A 19368-nucleotide genomic window follows, 5' to 3' on the forward strand; every position below is an offset into this window, starting at 1 on the left:
GGGTCTCCGGCGCATTCTGCGCATGCGCCCAGGTTTCAGGGAGTGGGTTTTCCAGACTGCGTACACAAAGCCTGGATGCGCTCGGCGCTCCAGCCCAGCTCGGCCAGGATGGCGGCGCTGTGCTCGCCCACGCCGGGCACGGCCTCCATGCGGTAGTCGAAGGCGCTGTTGGCGCCGGGCGGCAGCAGCGCCTGCACCGGACCGGCCGGCGTGTCCACGCTGCACCAGCGCTGGCGTGCGGCCAGCTGCGGATGGGCCCACAGGCCGGCCATGTCGTTGACGCGCGCATTGGCAATGCCGGCCGCATCCAGACGCTGCACGACCTGGGCAGCATCGAGCGCGTTGAACACGCCCAGGATCAGCGCGCGCAGCTCCTCGCGGTTGGCGTTGCGGCGCGCATTGCTGTCAAAGCGCGCATCCGTGGCCAGCGCTGGCTGCAGCAGCACCTGTTCGCAAAAGAGCTTCCACTCGCGTTCGTTTTGCAGGCCCAGCATCACCGTCCCGCCGTCACCGGCCTCGAACGGCCCGTAGGGATAGATGCTGGCGTGCGAGGCGCCGGTGCGCGGCGGCGGCGGCGCGCCGTCGAAGGCGTAGTACATGGGATAACCCATCCACTCGCCCAGCGCCTCCAGCATGGACACGTCGATGTGGCTGCCCTCGCCCGTGCGCCCGCGCAGCAGCAGGGCCGACAGGATGTTGGTGTACGCATACATGCCGGCCGCGATGTCGGCCACCGAGATGCCGGCCTTGGACGGCACCTCGGGCGTGCCCGTGACCGAGAGAAAGCCCGCCTCGCTCTGGATCAGCAGGTCGTAGGCCTTCTTGTCGCGGTAGGGGCCGTCAGCGCCGTAGCCGCTGATGTCGCAGACGATGAGGCGCGGAAAGCGCTCGCGCAGCGCCGCATAGGACAGGCCCATGCGCGCGGCCGCGCCGGGCGCCAGGTTCTGCACCAGCACGTCGGCACCCTCCAGCAGCTGCAGCAGCGCCTGCATGGCCTCGTCCTGCTTGAGGTCCAGCGCCAGGCTCTGCTTGCTGCGGTTGATCCAGGTGAAGTGCGAGGACTGGCCCTGCACGCGCTGGTCATAGCCGCGCGCAAAGTCGCCGCTGCCGGGCCGCTCGACCTTGATCACGCGCGCGCCCAGGTCGGCCAGCTGGCGCGTGCAAAACGGTGCGGCCACCGCATGTTCCAGCGAGACGACGGTGGTGCCGTCAAGCGGCCGAAGACTTTGCTTTTTCATCTTGGAAATCCATTGCACTTTGGCGAAACCCACGACCCGACCAACTGGCGCGCTCCAAGCCAGGGACAGCAAGCAAGGGCCGCCCCCGCAGCGAGGCTGTCGTCCCCCTTCCAGGGGGAAGGCGCGAAGCGACTCAGGGGGTTTTCCATTTCAGAACGAACGCGGCAGACCGAGGATGTGCTCGGCCACGTAGGAATAGATCAGGTTCGTGGAGATCGGCGCCACCTGGTACAGGCGCGTCTCGCGGAACTTGCGCTCCACGTCGTATTCGCAGGCAAAGCCGAAGCCGCCGTGGAACTGGATGCAGGCATTGGCCGCCTCCCAGCTGGCCTTGGCCGCCAGGTACTTGGCCATGTTGGCCTGGGCGCCCATGGCCTGGTTGGCGTCGAACATCTCGCAGGCCTTCCAGCGCATGAGGTTGGCGGCCTCGACCTCGATGAAGGCATCGGCAATGGGGAACTGCACGCCCTGGTTCTGCCCGATGGGGCGGCCGAACACGTTGCGGTCGCGCACATAGTTGGTCACGCGGTCCAGGAACCAGTAGCCGTCGCCAATGCATTCGGCTGCAATCAGCGTGCGCTCGGCGTTGAGGCCGTCCAGGATGTACTTGAAGCCCTTGCCTTCCTCGCCGATCAGGTTCTCCTCGGGGATTTCCAGGTTCTCGAAGAACAGCTCGTTGGTCTCGTGGTTGACCATGTTGGGGATGGGGCGCACGGTCAGGCCGCTCTTTTGCGCCTCGGCCAGGTCCACCATGAAGATGGACATGCCCTCGCTCTTTTTCTTCACCTCGGCCAGCGGCGTGGTGCGCGCCAGCAGGATCATCCAGTCGCTGTGCTGCACGCGGCTGATCCAGACCTTCTGGCCGTTGACCACGTAGCGGCCATCCTTCTTGATGGCGCTGGTCTTGATCTTGGTGGTGTCCGTGCCCGTGGTGGGCTCGGTCACGCCCATGGACTGCAGGCGCCATTCGCCCGAGGCGATGCGCGGCAGGTACTTCTCCTTTTGCGCCTGCGAGCCGTGGCGCAGCAGCGTGCCCATGTTGTACATCTGGCCATGGCAGGCGCCGGAGTTGCCGCCGCAGCGGTTGATCTCTTCCATGATCACGCTGGCCTCGGTCAGGCCCAGGCCCGAGCCGCCGTACTCCTGCGGGATCAGCGCGGCCAGCCAGCCGGCCTTGGTCAGCGCGTCCACGAAGGTCTCGGGATAGGCGCGCTGCTCGTCGATCTTGCGGAAATACTCGTCGGGGAACTCGGCGCACAGCGCACGGATGGCGTCGCGGATCTCGGGGAAATTGTTGGAAAGCGTTTGTTCGATCATGGTGGTCTCAAGGCTCGGTGTTCAGGGGGTCTCAGGCCAGGGTGGCTTTTCCGGTCATGGTCAGCCAGCCTTCGTGGTCCTGGGCCCAGAGTTCGACGGTCTTGCCGTCTGCAGAAGGCTTGCCGTACACGCTGAAGGCATGCAGGTCGAAGGTGGGGCGCACGGCCTTGAACTCGAAGGACAGCACGCGCGCCTGGGGCAGCTCGCGGCGCAGCAGGTCCAGCAGCAGCGTGGCGATCAGCGGGCCGTGCACGATCAGGCCCGGATAGCCCTCCACGCCCGTGACGTAGCGGCGGTCGTAGTGGATGCGGTGGCCGTTGAAGGTCAGGGCCGAGTAGCGGAACAGCAGCACGTCGTCGGGAACGATGGTGCGCGACCAGGCTTGCTGGCCGTCCAGCGGCGGCTTCTGCGGCGTGGGCGCGGGATCGCCGGGCTGGGCAGCGGCGCGGTAGACGATGTCGTGCTCCTCGGTCAGCGCCAGGCCATGGTCGTTGCTGTAGGCATGCTCGACCAGCACGAACAGCAGCTCGCCCGAGCGGCCGCTCTTGTGGCTGACCGAGCCGATGGTGGAGCGGCGCTGCACCTTCTGGCCCACCTGCAGCGCGTTGCCTGCCTCCCAGCGCAGTCGCCCGCCGGCCCACATGCGGCGCGGCAGCGGCACGGGCGGCAGAAAGCCGCCACGGCGCGGGTGGCCGTCGGGGCCGATCTCGCTTTGGCGTGCATGGGGCAGGAAGTACATCCAGTGCCACAGCGGCGGCAGCGCCGTGCCGTCGGCGGGCTCAGGGTCTTCCCGGTCCAGCGTGGCCGACAGCGCGGCCACGGGCGCGGCCGTGATGCTGTCTGCCAGGGTTTCGCTGCGGCCCTGCCAGGACTGAAGGTGCGCCAGCGCGGCGGCGTCGAGGGTGTCGGTAGCTTGCTTGTCTGTCATGGCCGCCATGGTCGGTGCAAGCGCGGCGGCCCGCAATCCGCGTTTTCTTAAGCAAGCCTTTGGCCGCGCTGAAGGCTGGGCCGGCGCGGCCTGCCCGCCGCTGCTTTCATTCCCGCGAAGTCCGCCCTTGTGATTGGCGAATGGCGCGGTGCGGCGTTTGCCGGCATCCTTGGTCCCGACTTCTTTCCAACGAACACTGAACGGGGACGACAGGCCATGGCGCAGAAAATGATGCAGGACAAGGTAGTGGTGGTGACGGGTGCCGGCGGCGGCATCGGGCGCGACATGGCGCTGGCCATGGCGGCCGAGGGCGCCAAGGTGGTGGTCAACGACATAGGCACCTCCACCACGGGCGAGGGCACGGACGCCGGCCCGGCGCAAAAGGTGGTCGATGAGATCAAGGCCGCAGGCGGCCAGGCCGTGGCCAACACCGACAGCGTGGCCGAGGCCGCCAGCGCGGGCCGCATCGTGCAGTGCGCCGTGGACAGCTTCGGCCGCATCGACGGCGTGGTCAACAACGCCGGCATCCTGCGCGACCGGTTCTTCCACAAGATGAGCCTGGACGAGTGGGACGCCGTCATCAAGGTCCACCTGTACGGCAGCTACTACATGAGCCGCGCGGCCGCCAACCATTTCAAGGAGCAGGAAAGCGGCGCCTTCGTGCACATGACCTCGACCTCGGGCCTGATCGGCAACCTGGGCCAGGCCAACTACAGCGCGGCCAAGCTGGGGCTGACGGCCCTGTCCAAGTCCATTGCGCTGGACATGCAGAAGTTCAACGTGCGCTCCAACTGCATCGCGCCGTTCGCCTGGAGCCGCATGATCGGCTCCATCCCCACCGACACGCCCGAGCAGCAGGCGCGCGTGGCCAAGATCCAGCAGATGACGCCCAACAAGATCGCCCCGCTGGCCGTCTACCTGCTGTCCGACGCGGCCCGCGACGTGAACGCCCAGGTCTTCGCCGTGCGCAACAACGAGATCTTCGTCATGAGCCAGCCGCGCCCGCTGCGCTCGGTGCACCGCAGCGAAGGCTGGTCGCCCCAGTTCATTGCCGAGCACGGCATGCCGGCGCTCAAGGCATCGTTCGTGCCGCTGGACCGGTCCGCCGACGTGTTCAGCTGGGATCCTGTCTAGAAAAGCACCCCCTGAGCGGCTGCGCCGCTTCCCCCTCTCTCGCTTCGCGGGAGGGGGACGGCGCCCTCGCCGCGAGGCGGCTCTTGCTCGGCGCCCCTGGGTTGGGGTGCGCCGGTTTTGAAGGCTGTTGGTATTGCGCCAGCGCAATCAATTACCGAGATGACCCGTTCCATGACCATTCGCTACGACCACCTGAAACAGCGCCCCTTCGAGCCCGTGCGCCAGCACTATGGCGAACGCGACACCATGCTCTATGCATTGAGCCTGGGCCTGGGCAGCGATCCGCTGTGCGCCGACGCCCTGCCCTTTTTCTACGAAGGGGCGCCGGGCGGGCTGCGCGCCCTGCCCTCGCAGGCCGTGGTGCTGGGCTACCCGGGCTTCTGGGCGCGCGAGGCCGATACGGGCATCGACTGGGTGAAGCTGCTGCATGGCGAGCAGCGCATGCGGCTGCACCGCCCGCTGCCGGCCAGCGCCGACGTGGTGGGCCACAACCGCATCACGCACCTGACGGACAAGGGTGAGGGCAAGGGCGCCATCATGGTCACCGAGCGGCGCCTGGAGACCGCCGGGGGCGAGCTGCTGGCCACCGTGCAGCAGGTCAGCTTTCTGCGCGGCGATGGCGGCTACAGCCTGCTGGACGGCGGCCAGCCCAGCGACGCGCCCCTGGCGCCGCTGCGCCCCACGCCGGAGGACCGCGCGCCCGACTTCACCGACACCCAGGCCATACGCCCCGAGGCCGCGCTGCTGTACCGCCTGATGGGCGACTACAACCCGCTGCATGCCGACCCGGCCGTGGCGCGCAAGGCCGGCTTCGAGCGGCCCATCCTGCATGGCCTGGCCAGCTACGGCCTGGTGGCCCATGCCGTGCTGCGCCAATGCGGCGACCGCAATCCCGCGCGCCTGAAGGCGCTGGATGTGCGCTTCACCTCGCCCGTCTATCCCGGCGAAACCCTGGTCACCGAGATCTGGCGCACGCCCGACCAGCCCTGCCAGCTGCAACTGCGCGCCCGCGTGCTGGAACGCGACAAGATCGTGCTCAGCCACGGCTACGCCGAACTCGCCTGATGCACGGCGGCCTCGCAAGAGGCCGCTCCTTCCCCCTGCCCTGGAGTTCCCATGAACACCTCCCCCGTATTGACCTCCGTCCAGGACGGCATAGGCACGATCACGCTGAACCGGCCCGAGGCCCGCAACGCGCTCAACCAGGCCATGCGCCCGGCCCTGGCCGCCGCCGTGGCGCAGATGCGCGATGACGCGCAGGTGCACACCGTCATCCTCACGGGCGCGGGCGGCGCATTCTGCTCGGGCGGCGACATCAGCCAGATGATGGATGCCAGCCAGGCCGGCCTGCCCTGGCGCCAGCGCATGCGCAGCCTGCACCAGTGGTTTCCCGAGCTGGTCAACCTCGAAAAACCCGTGATCGCCGCCGTGGACGGCCCGGCCTTCGGCGCGGGCCTGAGCCTGGCGCTGGCCGCCGACTTCGTGCTGTGCACGCGGCGCGCGAAGTTCTGCGCCGTGTTCGGCCGCATCGGCCTGGTGCCCGACCTGGGCGCCATGCACATGCTGCCGCGCATCGTGGGCCTGCAAAAGGCCAAGGAGCTGGTCTTCACCGCGCGCACCGTGCAGGCCGAGGAAGCCAGGTCGCTGGGCATGGTCTACGAGATCGTGGAAGACGGCGAGGCCCTGCAGGCCGCCGCCGTGGCACTGGCGCGGCGCTTCGGCGAGGCATCCACGGCCGCCATCGGCATGGCCAAGACGGCCATGAACCAGGCCTTCGAGCTGGACGCACGCGCCATGGCCGAGCTGGAAGCCTATGCCCAGACGATGTGCCGTGGCTCGGACTACCACCAGGAGGCGGTGCAGCGCTTCAAGGACAAGCAGCCCACGCGCTTCGACTGGGACCGCGCGCCATGAGCGTGCTGTCGCCGGACGCCCTGCAAGAAAGGCTGCAGGCCCTGATCCACCCCGGCGACACCCTGTGGTGGGGCCAGGCCACGGCCGAGCCGCTGACGCTCACGCGTGCCGTGGTCGCGCAGCGCCATGCACTGGCCCGGCACGGTGGCCAGGGCCGGCTGCGCGTCTTCGTGGGCATGGGCGCATCAGACACGCTGCAGCCGGCGCATGCCGACGCCATCGACTTCTTCGGCTACGCGGCCGGCGGCCCCCACCGCGCGCTGGCGCAGGCCGGAGTGCTGGACATCCTGCCCAGCCACTACTCCCACCTGCCCGGCCTGATCGACGAGGGCCTGCTGCCTGCCGACGTGGTGCTGCTCCAGGTCTCGCCACCCGATGCACAAGGCCGCTACAGCCTGGGCCTGGTCCATGAATACCTGCCGGCCGCTATACGCAAGGCGCGCGTGCTGATCGGCGAAGTCAACCCCGCCATTCCGTGGACGCACGGCAGCCTGCACCTGCAGGCCGGCGACTTCGCCCTGCTGGTCGATGCCGAACACCCTCCGCTGGACCAGGCGCGCAGCGCGCCCGGCCCTGCCGAGCAGGCCATTGCCGGCCATGTGGCCGCCCTCATCGAAGACGGTGCCACGCTGCAGGTGGGCGTGGGCAACCTGCCCGAGGCCGTGCTCGCCGCCCTGCACGGCCACCGCGACCTGGGCCTGCACAGCGGCGCCGTGGGCGACGGCATTGCAGCCCTGGCCGAAGCCGGCGTGCTGACCCACGCGCGCAAGAGCCAGGACTGCGGCGTGGGCATCGGCGGCATCCTCATGGGCGGCGAATCGCTCAGGCGCTGGGCCCACCGCAACCCCGCCCTGCAGCTGCGCGAGACGCGCTACACGCACGACCCCGAGGTGCTGGCCGCCAGCCACAGGCTGGCCGCCATCAATTCGGCGGTGGAAGTGGACCTCACGGGCCAGATCAATTCCGAAGTGGCAGGCGGCGTCTACGTGGGCGCCGTGGGCGGCGCCGTGGACTTTCTGCGCGGCGCGGCACGCAGCCGCGGCGGCCTGCCCATCATCGCCCTGCCCGCCACGGCCAGGGGGGCCACGCGCATCGTTGCGCGGCTGTCCGGCCCCGTCAGCACGCCGCGCAGCGACGCCGGCCTCATCGTCACCGAACACGGCGTGGCCGACCTGCGCGGCCAGACGCTGTCACGCCGCGTGAAACGGCTGATCGACATCGCGGCGCCGGAGCACCGCGCCGACCTGGAACAACAGGCACATACCCTGCTGCGCCAATGCGGCGCAGCCTTTTCCTGATCCACTGATCCACTGATCCACTGATCCACTGATCCACTGATTCCCAAGGAGACAACACCATGCGCAGAGCCGCCATCGTCACCCCCCTTCGCACGCCCGTGGGCACCTTCGGGGGCAGCCTGCGGCCGGTATCGGTCGAGGAACTGGCCGCCACCACGGTGCGCGCCGTGGTCGAGAAAAGCGGCATCGACCCCGCACGCATCGACGACGTGGTCTTCGCCCAGTCCTACGCCAGCAGCGAGACGCCCTGCGTGGGCCGCTGGGCCGCTCTGCAGGCCGGCCTGCCGGTGACGGTGCCGGGCATGCAGCTGGACCGGCGCTGCGGCGGCGGCCTGCAGGCCGTGGCCACGGCGGCCATGATGGTGCAAAGCGGCGCCGCCGACGTGGTGATCGCAGGCGGCGTGGAGAGCATGAGCAACATCGAGTACTACAGCACCGACATGCGCTGGGGCGCGCGCTCGGGCAATGTGCGCTTCTACGACCGGCTGGACCGCGGCCGCGAGCGCTCCCAGCCCGTGGAGCGCTTCGGCAAGATCTCGGGAATGATCGAGACCGCCGAGAACCTGGCGCGCGACTACGGCATCAGCCGCGAGGCAGCCGACGCCTATGCCGTGCGCAGCCACCAGCGCGCCGCCGCCGCCTGGGAGGCGGGCCGCTTCGCCGACGAGATCGTCCCCGTCAAGGTGCCCCAGCGCAAGGGCGACCCCGTGCTGTTCACGCGCGACGAAGGCTTTCGCGCCGACGCCACCACCGACAGCATGGGCAAGCTGCGCGTGCTCATGCCCAATGGAACGGTCACGGCCGGCAACGCCAGCCAGCAAAACGACGCCAGCGCCGCCTGCCTGATCGTGGCCGAGGACCGGCTGGCCGAACTGGGTCTCACCCCCATGGCCACCCTGGTGGGCTGGGCCGCCGCAGGCTGCGAGCCCTCGCACATGGGCATAGGCCCCGTGCCCGCCGTCAAGAAGCTGCTGGCGCGCCTGAACCTCACGCTGGACCAGATGGACCTGGTGGAACTCAACGAAGCCTTTGCCTGCCAGGTGCTGTCCGTACTCAAGGGCTGGGAGTGGAACGACCAGGGCGCCATAGACCACAAGCTCAACGTCAACGGCTCCGGCATCTCCCTGGGCCACCCCATAGGCGCCACCGGCGTGCGCATCCTGGCCACCCTGCTGCACGAGCTGGAGCGCCGCAAGGGCCGCTATGGGCTGGAGACCATGTGCATAGGCGGCGGCCAGGGGATTGCGGCGGTGTTCGAGCGGGTGTGAGGAACCCGTCATGTCGACACGTCCAGTGAATCTGAGCCAGCAACAACATCGAATCGTTGAAGCTCAGACCCAAGCGACCAAGCTGGAAACGCTACGGCAAGCGGCTATGCGGGGGTGGGCGGATGTCGCCTCGGGTCACTACATTGACGTGCCGGATGAAGACTTTGACCTCTTTATCGCGGATCTGGGAAGGCAGGCAGCCAGCCGAATCAAGGCTGGTGCCTGACGGCGGCCTCCTCAATCCGCCCGCGCCCCCGACGCCTTCACGATCTCTTCCCACTTGCGGGCCTCGGCCTGGATGTAGCGCGCGAACTCGGCGGGCGTGGAGCCCACGGGCTCGGCGCCCAGGCGGCGGTATTGCGCGGCGATCTGGGGTTCGGCAAGCACGCGGCGGGACTCGGTCCACAGTTTCTGCACCACGTCCTGGGGCGTGTTCTTCGGCGCCCACAGTCCGTACCAGGTGCTGGTGCGAAAGCCGGGCATGCCGGCCTCTTCCATGGTGGGCACATCGGGCAGGGAGGGCGAGCGACTGGCCGAGGTGACGGCCAGCGCACGCAGCCGGCCCGAGGCGATGAAGGGCATGGCCGAGGGCATGGAGTCGAACATGAGCTGGATCTGCCCGCCCATCAGGTCGGTCAGGGCCGGCGAGCTGCCCTTGTAGGGCACATGCTGCATCTGCGCGCCGGTCTTCAGGCGGAACAGCTCGCCCGACAGGTGCTGTGACGACGCATTGCCGGCCGAGCCGAAGTTCACCTGTCCCGGATGGGCCTTGGCCCAGGCGATCAGCTCCTGCACATTGCGCACCGGAAGCTGGCTGCCCACGACCAGCACCAGCGGGACATCGACCAGCTGCGTGACCGGCTCGAAATCGCGGAAGGCGTCATAGGGCGCGCTGGCATAGACGTAGGGGTTGATGACGTGGATGGAGGCGTTGACCAGCAGCGTGTAGCCATCGGCCGGCGCCTTGGCCACCAGGGCCGCGCCGACCATGCCGCTGGCGCCGGCCTTGTTGTCCACGACCAGCGGCTGGCCCAGCGCCTCGCCCAGCCGCGTGGTGACCACGCGCCCGACCACGTCGGTAGGCCCGCCCGGTGGATAGGGCACGACGACGCGGATGGGCGCCTTGGGATAGCCCTGGGCCCCGGTGGATGGCTGCGCGCCTGCCGTTCTCCATGCGGCCAGCGCCGCAGCGGCGCCCAGCAGGGTGCGGCGGGAAAGCGCGGAGCCTGTGCGTTGCGTTGTCATACCTTGTCTCCTTGAATGGCGAGTGCGAGCTTGCCGGTCACGTTGCGGCCGTGCAGCGCGTGCAGCGCCTCCGGCAGTTCATGCATGGCGAAGACCTGGCTGACCTGGGGATGGATGCATCCCCGGGCAGCCCAGTCGAGCAGCGTGGCAATGACGGGCTGCAGCTGCGCCGCGAAGGCCTGGCGTTCATCGGCCGGCGTCCAGCCGATGTAGCGGCCGTAGAAGAAGCCGTGCAGCGTGAGGTTCTTGACCAGGGCCAGGTTCATGGGCACGGCGGGAATGGCGCCGCTGGCGAAGCCCACGCTCAGCAGCTGCGCGTTCTGCGCGGCCGCGCGCAGTGCCTGCAGCAAGAGATCGCCCCCCACGGGGTCGAAGACCAGGGAGGCGCCCCGGCCCTGCGTGGCCTGCTTGACCTGGGCGGCCAGGTCCTGCGGGGTGACTGCCTGGTGCGCGCCGCGGCGCAGCGCATCGGCGCGCTTGGCCTCGGTGCTGGCGCAGGCGATGACCTGCACGCCGGGCGTCTGCCGGGCCACTTCCACCGCCGCGGCGCCCACGCCCGAACCGGCGCCCAGCACCAGCACCACATCGCCTTCCTGCAGGCGCGCGCGCCAGTGCAGGGCCGTGTAGGCTGTGCCGTAGGACAGGGCAATGGGCAGGGCCTGCAGCCAGGGCATGCCCGCAGGCAGGCGGTAGACGGTGGATGCATGCACCACCGTTTCCTGCGCAAAGGCACCCCAGTCGGCAATGAAGGCCACGGCATCGCCGGGCTGCAGGTGCTGCACCGCGCTGCCGCATTCCAGCACGCGCCCCACGCCTTCGGTGCCGGGCACGAAGGGCAGCGGCGGGCGCCGCTGGTAGCGGCCCTCGATCAGCAGGCCCGTGGCGTGGCTGACGTTGGCGTAGGCCACGGCAATCCGCGCCTGGTGCGCGCCCAGGGGCTGGCCGGGCCGGTCCATGGACTGCAGGCTGACCACCTCGTGCGGCGCGCCGAATTGATGGCAGACCAGGGCCTGCATGCGGGAGTGCGGGGATGCGGATGCCGGGGCGCTCATGCCATTTCCTCCGCCGCGCACTGGCGCACAACCTCACTGTCTATCAGTTGATCGATCTCCTGCGGCGTGCAGCCGGCCTCGGCCAGGATCTGGCGCGTGTGCTCGCCCGTGCGCGGCGCGGCGCCAAGGGATGCACCGCAGGCTGCTGCGTCTGCCGACCAGGGCGAAGCCGCATACAGCAGCGGCCCGAACCCGGGCTGCGCCAGCGTGGCGAACGATGCGCGGTGCACGGCCTGGGGATGCGCCACCACGTCGGCCAGCGTGCGCACGCCCGCATGCAGGGCGCCCTGCGCTGCCAGGCGCTGCTCCCAGTGGGCGCGCGGCTGCTGCGCCAGCAAGGCCTGCAGCCCGGCATGCAGGACATGGCGGTGGGCCATGCGGCCCGCATTGGAGGCAAAGCGCGCGTCCTGCAGCCAGTGCGGCAGGTCCAGCGCGCGGCACAGCCGCTCGAACTGGTCGTTGTTCAGGGCCAGCACGGTGATGAAGCCATCGGCCGTGGCGAACACGCCGTTGGGGGCGCTCACGCCTTCGGCGGGCAGGCCGCCGCGCAGCGTGTCTTCGGCCAGCACCGTGGATTGCAGGGCGCAGCAGACCTCGAACAGGTTCAGCTCCACATGGCGCCCGCGCCCGCTGCGCGCCTTGCCCAGCAGGGCCGCCGTGCAGGCCTGTGCGGCGTAGACACCGGCCGCGATGTCGGCCAGCAGCAGGCCCACGCGCTGGGGCTGGCCCTGCACGTCGCGGTTGCTGGTCATCAGCCCCGTGTCCGCCTGCATGACGGAGTCGGTGGCGGGCCGGTCGGCATACGGCCCCGTGGGTCCGTAGCCGCTGATGGAGACGTACACCGGGTCCAGGCCGGCCGCGCGCAGGCTGTCGTAGTCCACGCCCATGCGCTGCACGACCTGGGGGCGGAAGTTCTGCACCACGATGTCGGCCTCGCGCGCCAGCCGCAGCAGCAGCGCGCGCCCCTGGGCCTGGCGCGCATCGACGGCAATGCTGCGCTTGCCCGCGTTGTAGGTGGCCGACAGGCTGCTGTGCCCGTTGCGCGAGATGCCCACGTGGCGCGCCCAGTCGCCTTCGGGCGGATCGACCTTGATCACCTCGGCGCCCTGGCGCGACAGCAGGTGGGTGCAGTAGGGGCCGGCCACGCCCTGGCTCAGATCGAGCACACGGTAGTGCGCCAGGGGCGCCGGCGGCGCGGTTTGCAAAGCTTCTTGGTTCACGGTCAGCGGCCTTTCGCCATGGTTTCCTCCATGCTAGGGAGGCAGGGCTGGCGCCACAATCCTCGCCAGCAGGCCAGGCCTGGTGACTCCCGATCAACAATGGCCGGCCCCGGCCCTGCAAAGAATGCCGAGATGGACCTGAACCTGTGCCGCGTCTTCATCGACATCGCCGAGGCCAAGAGCCTCACGCGGGCGGCCGAGCGCGGCGGCATGACGCGCTCCAACGTCTCGCGCCGGCTGCGTGCGCTGGAGACCGAGATGGGCGCGCAGTTGCTGCGCCGCACCACGCGCAATGTGGAGCTCACCCAGGCCGGCCAGCTGCTGTACCGGCGCTGCCTGGCCATGATGGAGGAGCTGCAGCGCGCCCGCGATGCCATCCACCAGTTGCGCTCCACCGTGAGCGGCGAGGTGGGCGTGCGCGTGCCCACCGGCTTCGGGCATTTCTATCTCAAGCCCCTGATCCTGGGCTTTTGCCGCGAGCATCCCGACATCCGCCTGCGCCTGCTGATCAACGACCAGATGGCCGACCTCGTGGCCTCCAAGGTCGATCTGGCGGTGCAGATCACCTCCGCGCCGCTGGACGATCTGGTGGCCACGCGGCTGTGCGATGTGCGCTGGAACTTCGTGGCCACGCCCGCCTGCCTGCAGGCGCTGGAGCAGTCGCTGGGCCGGCCCCTGCGCGCGCCTGCCGACCTGCTGCAGGCCCGCCTCATCCTGCCGCTGGCCATGGGCGGCAGGCTGGCCTGGCTGGCCGGCAGCGGCGACGATGGCGTGGCCGCTGCCCTCGATGTGCTGCCCTCGCTGCAATCGGGCGACTACCGCCTGCTGTACGACGCCGTGCTGGACGGCCTGGGCCTGGCCCTGCTCCCGGACTACGTGACCTCGGCCGCGCTGGCCGGCGGCACGCTGGTGGCCGTGCTGGACCAGGTGGTGTTCTCCGGCCTGGGCAATGCCATGTACCTGGTGCGCATGCCCGACCGCCAGCCCACCATGGCCGCGCGCGCCTTCCAGCAGTTCCTGCGCGAGGCCATCGTCACCGCCGCACCCAGCTGGCAGGCGGGGGCTGAAGAGGGTGGTGAAGAAGGCGGTGAAGAAGGCGGCGGAGGGGGCTGCACGCACCGCTCTTCATAGGATTGCCCTAACAGCCGGCAAACCCTGGCTTTGGCAAAAGCAGATTCCCAAGACGCGCCCGCCTGCGCACCATTGCCTGCATGTCCGGCGCAGACCGGGCGCGCCGCCGTGCAGGCCACGGCAGCGCTTCATTCATCTTTTGCAGGAGACATGCACATGCCCGCCCAACACCGCCGCAAGGCCCTGGCCACCCTGGCCCATGCCCCGCTTCTGGCGTCCCTGGTGACCGCCCTGGCCACCCTGAGCGCCCTCCCCGCCGCCGCGCAGGACGCGCAGCCCGTGCGCCTCATCGTGGGCTACTCGGCCGGAGGCCCCGTGGACCAGGGCGCCCGCCTGCTCAGCGTGGCGCTGACCAAGGAGCTGGGTGCCTCGGTGGTGGTGGAGAACAAGCCCGGCGCCAACGCCACCATGGCCGGCAGCGAGGTCGTGCGCGCCAGGCCCGATGGGCTCACGCTGTGGTTCGCGGCCAGCCCCACCATCACCATCAGCCCCAACGTGATGAGCAAGATGTCCTTCGACCCGGCCCGTGACCTCACGCCCGTGGCGCCCGTGCTCAGCTACTACAACGTGCTGGTGGTCAACAACAACGAGCCCTACAAGACCACGGCCGAGCTCGTGGCCTATGCCAAGGCCCATCCGCAAAAGCTCAACTACGGCTCGGCCGGCGTGGGCGGCTCCAACCACCTGGGCGCGCTGCTGTTCGCGCGGCGCAGCGGCATCGAGATGAACCACATCCCCTACAAGGGCAACGCACCGGCCATGACCGACGTGATCGGCGGCCAGCTGAGCATGATGCTGGACATCATCAGCACCGCCAGCAGCTACATCCAGGGCGGCAAGGTGCGGGCCATCGCCGTCACCTCGCCGCAGCGCAATGCGTCCCTGCCCGATGTGCCCACCTTTGCCGAGTCCGGCATCGAAGGCCTCAAGGGCTTTGACGTGGGCGGCTGGTATGGCGTCTATGGGCCCAAGGGCATGTCGCCCGAACTCGTGGCCCGCCTGAACAAGTCCATCAACGCCGCCCTGGCCCAGCCGGAGCTGCGCAAGCGCCTCAAGGAACTGGGCTACGAAGAGTGGACCGGCGCACCCCAGAAACTGGCCGAGCGCGGTGCCAAGGAGCGCGCCATGTGGGCCACCGTCACGCAAGGCATTGTGGTGGACTGAGGGATACGCGGAGCATGAATCAACGAATACACCATCTGCTGGACCGCTGGCTGGCCGAAGCGCCGCAGCGTCCCTTCATCCACCTGCCCGACGGCAGCAGCCTGAGCTTTGCCGACCTGGGCGCGCTGGCGGACACGGCCGAGGCCGAGCTGCGCGCGCTGCAGGTGCGGCCCGGCGACCGCGTGCTGGTCGTGGCCGAGAACTGCCCCGAGCATGCGGCGCTGATCCTGGCCTGCAGCCGCGTGGGCGCCTGGTCCTGCGGCGTGAACGCACGCATGGCGCCCGGCGAGATCGATGCCTTTGCGGCCAAGGCCGATGCGCGCGTGGTGTATTTCACCTCGGCCGCATCGGACAGCGCCAGCGGCCACGCGCGGCGCTTTGGCGCAGGCGACTCGGCCCTGGCCGGCATGCAGCACAGCCCCGTGCGCGCTGAGGCGGTGGCCGAATCCGGCGCGCTGCAGGACGAGGTGGCGGCGCTGATCTTCACCTCGGGCACCACGGGTACGCCCAAGGGCGTGATGGTCGGGCATGACGCGCTGACGCTGTTCGCGCGCGTCTCGGCCACATCCCGCGGCCTGGGTCCGCAGGACCGCAGCTACGCCTTCGTGCCCATGACCCATATCTTCGGGCTGGGCACGGTGCTGCTGGCCTCGCTGCATGCGGGCGCGCAGATGGTGATGCGCCCGCAGTTCGACCCGGCCGACCTGCTGGATGCGCTGGCGCGCCACGGCATCTCGCAACTGCAGGGGCCGCCTGCGCTGTACGCGCGCTTGCTGGCCCATCTGCAGGAGCAGGGCATTGCACACCCTCAGGCGCCGGCGCTGCGCTATGTCTACACAGGCGCAGGCCCGCTGGACCTGACGCTCAAGAAACGCGTGGAGGCCGCCTTCGGCCAGGCGCTGCACCATGGCTACGGCCTGTCGGAATACGCAGGGTCGGTCCACCTCACGCGACAGGGCGAGCAGCGGCCCGACACCAGCGCCGGCTACGTGGTGGAAGGCGCCGAGGTGCGCGCCGTGGACCCGGCCACGGGCCGGCCCCTGCCGGTGGGCGAGCGCGGCGAGCTGTGGATACGCGGGCGCGGCCTGATGCACGGCTACTTCCGCGATGACCAGGCCACGGCCGCCGTGATGCGCGAGGGCGGCTGGTACGCCAGCGGCGACCTGGGCGAGCTGCATGCCGACGGCGCGCTCTTCGTGGTGGGGCGGCTCAAGGAAATGATCATCCGCTCGGGCTTCAACGTGTATCCGGCCGAGGTGGAACTGGCGCTCAACGAGCTGCCCGGCGTGCAGCGCAGCGCCGTGGTCGGCCGCCCCGAAAACGATGGCAACGAGGAGGTCATCGCCTTCGTCGAACTGCAGCCCGGCGCCACGCTGGACAACGCTGCCGCGCGTGCCCACCTGCGAGAACGGCTGGCGCCCTACAAGCTGCCCGCCCGCATCGTGCCCCTGTCCGAGCTGCCCACCAGCCCCAACGGCAAGGTGCTCAAGCGCCTGCTGCAGGAACAGGCGCTGCGCGTTTGAGCCAACACGCCCGCTGAATCGTTGCGCCGGTGCCACTGCCGGTGCAACCTTTCACCCTCCCTGCCCTGAATCCCGACGCGCGCCAAGGCCATCGCCGTCGGAAACCCTTATCTGCGGCATCGATGCAACACCCCTACGCCAAGCGTGGCGCAGGCCTTGCACCCCTTCTTTCATGATGTAAAACTATGGAACTTAATATCTCGATAGTTTAAAAAGATTCATTAACTGAACGCTTGCCAGGCCCGGGCTGCAGGCAGCCGCAGTGGTGCACATCCCATGTGCCTGCTCACGTCTGCAAAAAGACAAGCCCCATTTCCGCAACCATTTGAATCAAGCGAATGAAAAAAATCCTCAATCTGATTTTCGGAGGTATTTTCCTGATCGCTGCCAGCTTGGTTCATGCGGCCTGGCCAGACCGGCAGATCACGCTGGTTGTACCTTTCCCGGCAGGCGGTGGCACCGATATCGTGGGGCGCATCATCGCCAAGGAGCTTGCACAACGCCTGCGCGTCAACGTGGTGGTGGAAAACCGCCCTGGCGCCTCGGGCAACATCGGTGCGCGCCAGGTCTCCAAGGCCCGTCCCGATGGATATACGCTGCTGATCTGCTCCACGGCCCAGACCATCTCGGGCGCGCTGTACACGCAGGCCGGCTATGACGTGGTCAACGACCTCGAAGCCATCTCCACCATCAACGACGGTCCTCTGGTGCTCATCACACGCCCGGGCCTGAAGCTGGCGTCGGTGCAGGACCTGATCGAGCTGGCGCGGCGCAGCCCCGGCAAGCTGACCTATGCCACGCCGGGCTACGGCAGCGCGGGCCACATGGCAGCCGAGGCCCTGAGCCTGGCCGCCGACATACGCATGCTGCACATCCCCTACCAGGGCGCCGCGCCCATGATGAGCGACCTGGTGAGCGGCCAGGTCGATATCGCCTTCGACCTGCTGATCACGGCCAAGCAGTATGTGCACCAGGGCAAGGTCAATCGCGTGGGCGTGGCCACGCGCGAGCGCTCGCCCCTCATGCCCGACTGGCAGACGCTCAGCGAGCAAAGCCCGGCCCGGCTCGGCAATTTCAACGAGACCTCATGGAATGTGCTCATGGCACCCAAGGGCACGCCGGCCGCGATAGTGAACGCCATCAATGCACAGATGAAAAATATCCTGACCGACGAAAAGGTGCAGAAGAAATTCATGGAGCTTGGCAGCATTCCCCTTTGGAAATCCGTGGACAACACCAAGGCATTCGTATCCGACGACGCCAGAAAATGGAGAAAGGTGGTCAGTGATGCCGGCATCGCGAAAATCTGAAATACCCCCTTCGCCGCAGAAACTGGCAGGGCCCGATGTCAATGCGCTGCACGAATTGCTCAATGCGCTGAAAAAGCACGGCATCGACATCCCCTTCGAGCGGCTGGGACCCATCCTGGCGGAGCACCAGTTGCTGATGGAGCACCGCGGCCTCGTCAACGAACTGGCGCATGAGGCGGGACCCTCGCAGATCCACACCACCATCTCCCGTCAGAGCAAGCATGAGCGGCAGTCCTGAACTTTCGATACGACAGATGGCCAGCGCGCTGCGCGCCGGCAAGACCACTTCGGAGATGCTGACCCGGGCGGCGCTGGGACGCATCCGCGCCATGGACATCGACATCCATGCCTTCACCAATCTCGATGCCAGCGGTGCCATGGAGGCTGCGCGCAACGCAGACATGGCGCGCGGAGAAAGCGCCGATCTGCCGTTGCTCCACGGCATTGCCGTGGCCATCAAGGACGTCTACGACGTGGCCGGCCTGCCGACCACCTGCCAGTCCTGGCTGAGCCTGGACTATGTGCCCGAAGACGATTCCACGCCGGTGCGGCGCCTGCGCGATGCGGGCGCCGTCATCCTGGGCAAGCTGGCCACGCACGAGTTCGCCATCGGCGCGCCCAGCCCCGACCTGCCGTTTCCCGCAGCCCGCAACCCCTGGGACCTGGCCCATATCCCGGGCGGATCGTCGTCGGGCTCGGGCGCCGCCATTGCGGCAGGCTTCACGCGGCTGGCCCTGGGCACCTGCACGGGCGGCTCCATCCTCATACCGGCCGCCTGGTGCGGCGCCGTGGGGCTGAAACCCACCTACGGCCGCGTCTCCAAGCACGGCGTGTTCCCCCTGGCCTGGACGCTGGACCACTGCGGCCCCCTGTCGCGCAGCGTGGAGGATGCGGCCATCGCGCTGCAGGTGCTGGCCGGGCACGACCCGCTGGACCCGGCCAGCTCCACCGAACCCGTGGACGACTACTGCACGGGGCTGGAGCAGGGCGTGAAGGGCCTGACCATCGGCGTGCCGCAGGACCACTTCCAGTCGTCGCCCCAGGCGTCGCCCACGTTCCTGTCGGCCTTCGACCGCACGGCCGCGCTGCTGGCCGAGGCCGGCGCCCGTCCCATCCACGTGAGCCTGCCCCACAGCCAGCAGTTCCTGGCCGCCGGCCGCGTCATCCTCAGTGCCGAGATGTTCACCATCCATGCGCAGGACCTGCGCTCGCGCCCGCTGGACTATGGCGAACTCACGGCGGCGCGGCTGCTGCTGGGCGCCACCGTGTCCTCGGAGGACTACCTGAACGCCCTGCGCGTGCGCCGCATGCTGGCGGCGCGCGTGGACGCTGCGCTGGACCGCTGCGACGTGCTGCTGACCGCCATCACCCTGGATACGGCGCCGCGCTTCGACCCCATGCCGCATTTCCGCCACTGGCCGGTGCAGACCCATGCCTTCAACGTGACCGGGCACCCGGCCGTCAGCGTGCCGGTGGGCCTGTCACCCCAGGGCCTGCCGCTGGCCGTGCAGGTGGTGGGACGCTACTTCGACGAGGCCCGCATCCTGCAGGTGGCCCGGGCCATCGAGCGGCTGACCGGCTGGGAAAACCAGCTGCTGCCCGACGGCACCTGACCGCCGTGCTTGG

General features: G+C 69.0%; 18 protein-coding genes. 12 read left to right on the top strand and 6 right to left on the bottom strand.

Going from position 1 to position 19368, the window contains the following annotated elements:
• Positions 1 to 35: 35 nt before the first annotated feature.
• The 3 genes from ACF8O7_RS18485 to ACF8O7_RS18495 all read right to left on the bottom strand — a co-directional run bounded on the left by ACF8O7_RS18485 (position 36) and on the right by ACF8O7_RS18495 (position 3492).
• On the bottom strand, positions 36 to 1238 hold the full coding sequence (locus ACF8O7_RS18485) for a CaiB/BaiF CoA-transferase family protein (RefSeq protein ID WP_126311599.1): 1203 nt from the start codon (positions 1236 to 1238) through the stop codon (positions 36 to 38).
• A 150-nt stretch (positions 1239 to 1388) separates the two neighbouring features.
• Entirely contained in the window at positions 1389 to 2555 is a 1167-nt protein-coding gene (locus ACF8O7_RS18490; protein ID WP_126311598.1) for an acyl-CoA dehydrogenase family protein, read from the bottom strand.
• 31 nt (positions 2556 to 2586) lie between these two features.
• Complete coding sequence (locus ACF8O7_RS18495) at positions 2587 to 3492, bottom strand: MaoC family dehydratase N-terminal domain-containing protein (RefSeq protein WP_126311597.1); 906 nt, start codon at positions 3490 to 3492, stop codon at positions 2587 to 2589.
• 207 nt (positions 3493 to 3699) lie between these two features.
• Here ACF8O7_RS18495 and ACF8O7_RS18500 point away from each other — a divergent pair, with 207 nt between their 5' ends.
• The 6 genes from ACF8O7_RS18500 (at position 3700) to ACF8O7_RS18525 (ending at position 9323) form a co-directional block, all read left to right on the top strand.
• Entirely contained in the window at positions 3700 to 4617 is a 918-nt protein-coding gene (locus ACF8O7_RS18500) for an SDR family NAD(P)-dependent oxidoreductase (RefSeq protein ID WP_016452187.1), read from the top strand.
• A 171-nt stretch (positions 4618 to 4788) separates the two neighbouring features.
• Complete coding sequence (locus ACF8O7_RS18505; RefSeq protein WP_126311596.1) at positions 4789 to 5682, top strand: MaoC family dehydratase; 894 nt, start codon at positions 4789 to 4791, stop codon at positions 5680 to 5682.
• A 51-nt stretch (positions 5683 to 5733) separates the two neighbouring features.
• Positions 5734 to 6531 carry an enoyl-CoA hydratase/isomerase family protein gene (locus ACF8O7_RS18510; RefSeq protein ID WP_012202133.1) on the top strand — a complete coding sequence of 266 codons (798 nt, stop codon included), beginning with the start codon at positions 5734 to 5736 and terminating at the stop codon, positions 6529 to 6531.
• Complete coding sequence (locus ACF8O7_RS18515; protein WP_061287496.1) at positions 6528 to 7829, top strand: acetyl-CoA hydrolase/transferase family protein; 1302 nt, start codon at positions 6528 to 6530, stop codon at positions 7827 to 7829. The genes ACF8O7_RS18510 and ACF8O7_RS18515 overlap by 4 nt, the downstream gene beginning before the upstream one ends.
• A 59-nt stretch (positions 7830 to 7888) precedes the next feature.
• On the top strand, positions 7889 to 9097 hold the full coding sequence (locus tag ACF8O7_RS18520) for an acetyl-CoA C-acetyltransferase (RefSeq protein ID WP_013800084.1): 1209 nt from the start codon (positions 7889 to 7891) through the stop codon (positions 9095 to 9097).
• Between the two features lie 10 nt (positions 9098 to 9107).
• Positions 9108 to 9323 carry a hypothetical protein gene (locus ACF8O7_RS18525; protein ID WP_047474923.1) on the top strand — a complete coding sequence of 72 codons (216 nt, stop codon included), beginning with the start codon at positions 9108 to 9110 and terminating at the stop codon, positions 9321 to 9323.
• 11 nt (positions 9324 to 9334) lie between these two features.
• On the opposite strand, the gene ACF8O7_RS18530 is transcribed toward ACF8O7_RS18525, so the two are convergent.
• From ACF8O7_RS18530 to ACF8O7_RS18540, 3 genes are read right to left on the bottom strand one after another with little or no spacing between them, the layout of a single operon-like run.
• Positions 9335 to 10342: a tripartite tricarboxylate transporter substrate binding protein gene (locus ACF8O7_RS18530; protein WP_017406636.1), complete on the bottom strand. Its 1008-nt coding sequence runs from the start codon at positions 10340 to 10342 to the stop codon at positions 9335 to 9337.
• Entirely contained in the window at positions 10339 to 11358 is a 1020-nt protein-coding gene (locus ACF8O7_RS18535; protein ID WP_017406637.1) for an NADPH:quinone oxidoreductase family protein, read from the bottom strand. The genes ACF8O7_RS18530 and ACF8O7_RS18535 overlap by 4 nt, the downstream gene beginning before the upstream one ends.
• Before the next feature lie 32 nt (positions 11359 to 11390).
• The gene (locus ACF8O7_RS18540; protein WP_016450251.1) at positions 11391 to 12614 is read right to left on the bottom strand and encodes a CaiB/BaiF CoA-transferase family protein; all 1224 of its coding nucleotides are present in this window, start codon (positions 12612 to 12614) and stop codon (positions 11391 to 11393) included.
• Positions 12615 to 12713: 99 nt separating this feature from the next.
• Here ACF8O7_RS18540 and ACF8O7_RS18545 point away from each other — a divergent pair, with 99 nt between their 5' ends.
• The 6 genes from ACF8O7_RS18545 (at position 12714) to ACF8O7_RS18570 (ending at position 19355) form a co-directional block, all read left to right on the top strand.
• The gene (locus ACF8O7_RS18545; RefSeq protein WP_016450252.1) at positions 12714 to 13745 is read left to right on the top strand and encodes a LysR family transcriptional regulator; all 1032 of its coding nucleotides are present in this window, start codon (positions 12714 to 12716) and stop codon (positions 13743 to 13745) included.
• Positions 13746 to 13901: 156 nt separating this feature from the next.
• A complete protein-coding gene (locus ACF8O7_RS18550; RefSeq protein ID WP_070080790.1) occupies positions 13902 to 14909 on the top strand; it encodes a tripartite tricarboxylate transporter substrate binding protein in 1008 nt (335 codons plus the stop codon).
• A 14-nt stretch (positions 14910 to 14923) separates the two neighbouring features.
• Positions 14924 to 16432, top strand: a complete 1509-nt coding sequence (locus tag ACF8O7_RS18555) for a class I adenylate-forming enzyme family protein (RefSeq protein ID WP_392443977.1) — start codon at positions 14924 to 14926, stop codon at positions 16430 to 16432.
• Between the two features lie 338 nt (positions 16433 to 16770).
• A complete protein-coding gene (locus tag ACF8O7_RS18560) occupies positions 16771 to 17742 on the top strand; it encodes a tripartite tricarboxylate transporter substrate binding protein (protein ID WP_126311593.1) in 972 nt (323 codons plus the stop codon).
• Complete coding sequence (locus ACF8O7_RS18565) at positions 17720 to 17980, top strand: hypothetical protein (protein ID WP_016450256.1); 261 nt, start codon at positions 17720 to 17722, stop codon at positions 17978 to 17980. The genes ACF8O7_RS18560 and ACF8O7_RS18565 overlap by 23 nt, the downstream gene beginning before the upstream one ends.
• Positions 17964 to 19355 (top strand): amidase, encoded by a 1392-nt coding sequence (locus tag ACF8O7_RS18570; protein ID WP_046987214.1) that lies wholly within the window; start codon positions 17964 to 17966, stop codon positions 19353 to 19355. Before ACF8O7_RS18565 ends, ACF8O7_RS18570 begins: the two co-directional genes overlap by 17 nt.
• Positions 19356 to 19368 lie beyond the last annotated feature (13 nt).

The organism is Delftia sp. WSY_16 (assembly GCF_043104415.1).
GTDB lineage: Bacteria > Pseudomonadota > Gammaproteobacteria > Burkholderiales > Burkholderiaceae_C > Comamonas > Comamonas tsuruhatensis.